Genomic DNA, 3,746 nt, shown 5'->3' with positions numbered 1-3,746 from the left:
GGCGGCGCCCCTGCCGGGTGCGCCGCCCCCTCACGCGGACGATGGCGGGGCTCAGCCCTCGCTGACGCCCAGCTTCTCCAGGATCAGCTCCTTGACGCGGGCAGCGTCGGCCTGGCCGCGGGTGGCCTTCATGACCGCGCCGACCAGGGCGCCGACCGCGGCGACCTTGCCGCCGCGGATCTTCTCGGCGATGGCGGCGTTGCCGGCGATGGCCTCGTCGACGGCGGCCGTGAGCGCGCCCTCGTCCGAGACGACCTTCAGGCCGCGCTTCTCGACGACCTCGTCCGGCGTGCCCTCGCCCTTCAGCACGCCCTCGATGACCTGGCGGGCCAGCTTGTCGTTCAGGTCACCCTTGGCGACCAGCTCGGCGACGCGGGCGACGTGCTCCGGGGTGATCGGCAGCGCGCCCAGCTCCACGCCCTGCTCGTTGGCGTGCCGGGCCAGCTCGCCCATCCACCACTTGCGGGCCGACGCGGCGTCCGCGCCCGCGTTGACGGTGGCGACGATCGGGCCGATGGCGTCGGCGTTGAGGATCGACTGCATGTCGTGCTCGGAGATGCCCCACTCCTCGCGGAGGCGGTTGCGGCGCACCCGCGGCAGCTCCGGGAGTCCGGCGCGCAGCTCCTCGACCCACTCGCGGGAGGGGGCGACGGGGACGAGGTCGGGCTCCGGGAAGTACCGGTAGTCCTCGGCGTTGTCCTTGATGCGGCCGGAGGTCGTGGAGCCGTCCTCCTCGTGGAAGTGACGGGTCTCCTGGATGATCGTGCCGCCGGAGTTCAGGACCGCCGCGTGGCGCTGGATCTCGAACCGCGCCGCGCGCTCCACCGAGCGCAGCGAGTTGACGTTCTTCGTCTCGCTGCGCGTGCCGAACTTCTGCTGGCCCTTGGGGCGCAGGGAGAGGTTGACGTCGCAGCGCATCTGGCCCTTGTCCATCCGGGCCTCGGAGACATCCAGCGCCTTGATCAGCTCGCGCAGCTCGGCGACGTACGCCTTGGCGACCTCCGGGGCGCGCTCTCCCGCGCCCTCGATCGGCTTGGTGACGATCTCGATGAGCGGGATGCCGGCGCGGTTGTAGTCCAGGAGCGAGTGCGAGGCACCGTGGATGCGGCCCGTCGCGCCGCCCACGTGGGTGGACTTGCCGGTGTCCTCCTCCATGTGGGCGCGCTCGATCTCCACGCGGAAGACCTCGCCGTCCTCCAGCTGGACGTCCAGATAGCCGTTGAAGGCGATCGGCTCGTCGTACTGTGAGGTCTGGAAGTTCTTCGGCATGTCCGGATAGAAGTAGTTCTTCCGGGCGAAGCGGCACCACTCGGCGATCTCGCAGTGCAGCGCGAGGCCGATCTTGATGGCGGACTCGACGCCGATCTCGTTCACGACCGGCAGCGCGCCGGGCAGGCCGAGGCAGGTCGGGCAGGTCTGGCTGTTCGCGCCCTGCTTGAGCGTGGTCGAGCAGCCGCAGAACATCTTGGTCTTGGTGCCCAGCTCGACATGGACCTCAAGGCCCATGACGGGGTCGTACGTCGCGAGGGCATCCTCGTACGACACCAGGTCGGTAGTGGCAGTCACGGTGAAACTTTCCCTCTCAGCCCAGCAGGACGTCGTCGTCGCCGAGGCGCTTGAGCTCCCGCAGGAGCAGCGCGACGCCGGTGGCGATGGCGGCAGCGGAGACGACGGCGTCCACGAGGCGGAGCGTGTCGTGTTCGCTGCGGGCCAGCTTGGCCTGCTTGAGCACGGAGACCGCGCCGAACGCGGTGGTGCCGATCGACAGATACGTACCGGTCTTGGACTTCTTGAAGCCCTTGGCCTTGTTCAGAGCGCTCATAGCGACGGTGCCTCCTCCAGCAGCGGGTGCCCCCACTTTTCCACGAAGGCGGCCTCGACGGCGGCTCCCACCTTGTAAAGGCGGTCGTCCTTCATGGCGGGGGCGATGATCTGCAGTCCGACGGGCAGGCCGTCCTCCGGCGCGAGGCCGCAGGGCAGCGACATGGCGGAGTTGCCCGCCAGGTTGGTCGGGATGGTGCACAGGTCGGCCAGGTACATCGCCATCGGGTCGTCGGCGCGCTCGCCGATCGGGAAGGCGGTGGTCGGGGTCGTCGGGGAGACGATCACGTCGACCTGCTCGAAGGCGGCCTCGAACTCACGGGTGATGAGCGTGCGGACCTTCTGGGCGCTGCCGTAGTACGCGTCGTAGTAGCCGGAGCTGAGCGCGTACGTACCCAGGATGATGCGGCGCTTGACCTCGTCGCCGAAGCCGGCCTCGCGGGTGAGGGCGGTGACGTCCTCGGCGGACTTCGTGCCGTCGTCGCCGACGCGCAGGCCGTAGCGCATGGCGTCGAACCGGGCGAGGTTCGAGGAGCACTCGGACGGCGCGATCAGGTAGTACGCGGAGAGCGCCAGGTCGAAGGTCGGGCAGTCCAGCTCGACGATCTCGGCGCCGAGCGACTTCAGCAGCTCGACGGACTCGTCGAAGCGCTGGACGACACCGGCCTGGTAGCCCTCGCCGCGGAACTGCTTGACGACACCTACGCGCATGCCCTGGACGGAGCCGTTGCGCGCGGCCTCGACGACCGGCGGGACCGGGGCGTCGATGGACGTCGAGTCCAGCTCGTCGTGGCCGGCGATGGCCTCGTGCAGCAGCGCGGCGTCCAGGACGGTGCGGGCGCAGGGGCCGCCCTGGTCCAGGGAGCTGGAGAAGGCGACCATGCCGTAGCGGGAGACGCCGCCGTAGGTGGGCTTGACGCCGACCGTGCCGGTGACGGCCGCGGGCTGGCGGATGGAGCCGCCGGTGTCCGTGCCGAGGGTCAGGGGGGCCTCGTAGGCGGCGAGGGCGGCGGCCGAGCCGCCTCCGGAGCCGCCGGGGATGCGGGTGAGGTCCCAGGGGTTGCCGGTGGGGCCGTAGGCGCTGTTCTCGGTGGAGGACCCCATGGCGAACTCGTCCATGTTGGTCTTGCCGAGGATGACGACGTCGGCGGCCTTCAGCTTCCTGGTGACCGTCGCGTCGTACGGCGGGATCCAGCCCTCGAGGATCTTGGAGCCGACCGTGGTCGGGATGCCCTCGGTGGTGAAGATGTCCTTGAGCGCGACGGGGACGCCGGCCAGCGGGCCGAGCTTCTCGCCCTTGGCGCGCTTCTCGTCGACGGCGCGGGCCTGCGCGAGGGCGCCCTCGCGGTCGACGTACAGGAAGGCGTTCACCTTCTCGTCGACGGCGTCGATGCGGGCCAGGTGGGCCTCGGTGACCTCGACGGCCGTCAGCTCGCCGGAGGCGATCTTCGCGGCGATCTCGGCGGCGGTGAGCTTGATGATGTCCGTCATGTTCTTAGTCCTCCCCCAGGATCTGCGGCACCTTGAAACGCTGCTGCTCCTGGGCGGGGGCGCCCGAAAGCGCCTGCTCGGGGGTGAGCGACGGGCGGACCTCGTCCGCGCGCATGACGTTCGTCAGCGGCAGCGGGTGCGAGGTCGGCGGTACGTCTTGGTCGGCGACCTCCGAGACGCGGGCGACCGCGCCGATGATGTCGTCGAGCTGTCCGGCGAAGTGGTCGAGCTCCTCGGCCTTCAGCTCCAGACGTGCAAGGCGGGCGAGGTGGGCGACCTCCTCGCGCGTGATGCCAGGCATGCGGCGATCCTCAGGGGTGAGTGTGCGGGTTGTGGCCCCAATCCTATGGGGCCGGGTGGCGTGGCCGTTAAACGGTTTCCCCCGGCGGCCCCATGGGGGGCTTCTTGCCGCTCCGCGACGGGCCTCTCTCACC

General features: G+C 70.3%; 4 protein-coding genes. All 4 read right to left on the bottom strand.

What is annotated here, in order from left to right; translation table 11 throughout:
- Nucleotides 1–51: 51 nt before the first annotated feature.
- From gatB to gatC, 4 genes are read right to left on the bottom strand one after another with little or no spacing between them, the layout of a single operon-like run.
- Nucleotides 52–1,566 carry an Asp-tRNA(Asn)/Glu-tRNA(Gln) amidotransferase subunit GatB gene (gene gatB / locus GKQ77_RS29520; RefSeq protein ID WP_219692176.1) on the bottom strand — a complete coding sequence of 505 codons (1,515 nt, stop codon included), beginning with the start codon at nucleotides 1,564–1,566 and terminating at the stop codon, nucleotides 52–54.
- Between the two features lie 16 nt (nucleotides 1,567–1,582).
- A complete protein-coding gene (locus GKQ77_RS29515; RefSeq protein ID WP_219692175.1) occupies nucleotides 1,583–1,822 on the bottom strand; it encodes a hypothetical protein in 240 nt (79 codons plus the stop codon).
- Nucleotides 1,819–3,312, bottom strand: coding sequence for an Asp-tRNA(Asn)/Glu-tRNA(Gln) amidotransferase subunit GatA (gatA, locus tag GKQ77_RS29510; RefSeq protein WP_219692174.1), 1,494 nt, complete (start codon nucleotides 3,310–3,312; stop codon nucleotides 1,819–1,821). The genes GKQ77_RS29515 and gatA overlap by 4 nt, the downstream gene beginning before the upstream one ends.
- A 4-nt stretch (nucleotides 3,313–3,316) precedes the next feature.
- A complete protein-coding gene (gene gatC / locus GKQ77_RS29505) occupies nucleotides 3,317–3,613 on the bottom strand; it encodes an Asp-tRNA(Asn)/Glu-tRNA(Gln) amidotransferase subunit GatC (protein ID WP_010984178.1) in 297 nt (98 codons plus the stop codon).
- Nucleotides 3,614–3,746 lie beyond the last annotated feature (133 nt).

Source organism: Streptomyces anatolicus (assembly GCF_019400875.1).
In the GTDB taxonomy this organism is placed as follows: domain Bacteria; phylum Actinomycetota; class Actinomycetes; order Streptomycetales; family Streptomycetaceae; genus Streptomyces; species Streptomyces anatolicus.
Note: the sequence above shows the minus strand (reverse complement) of the source record. Positions and strands in the feature narration are given on the sequence as shown.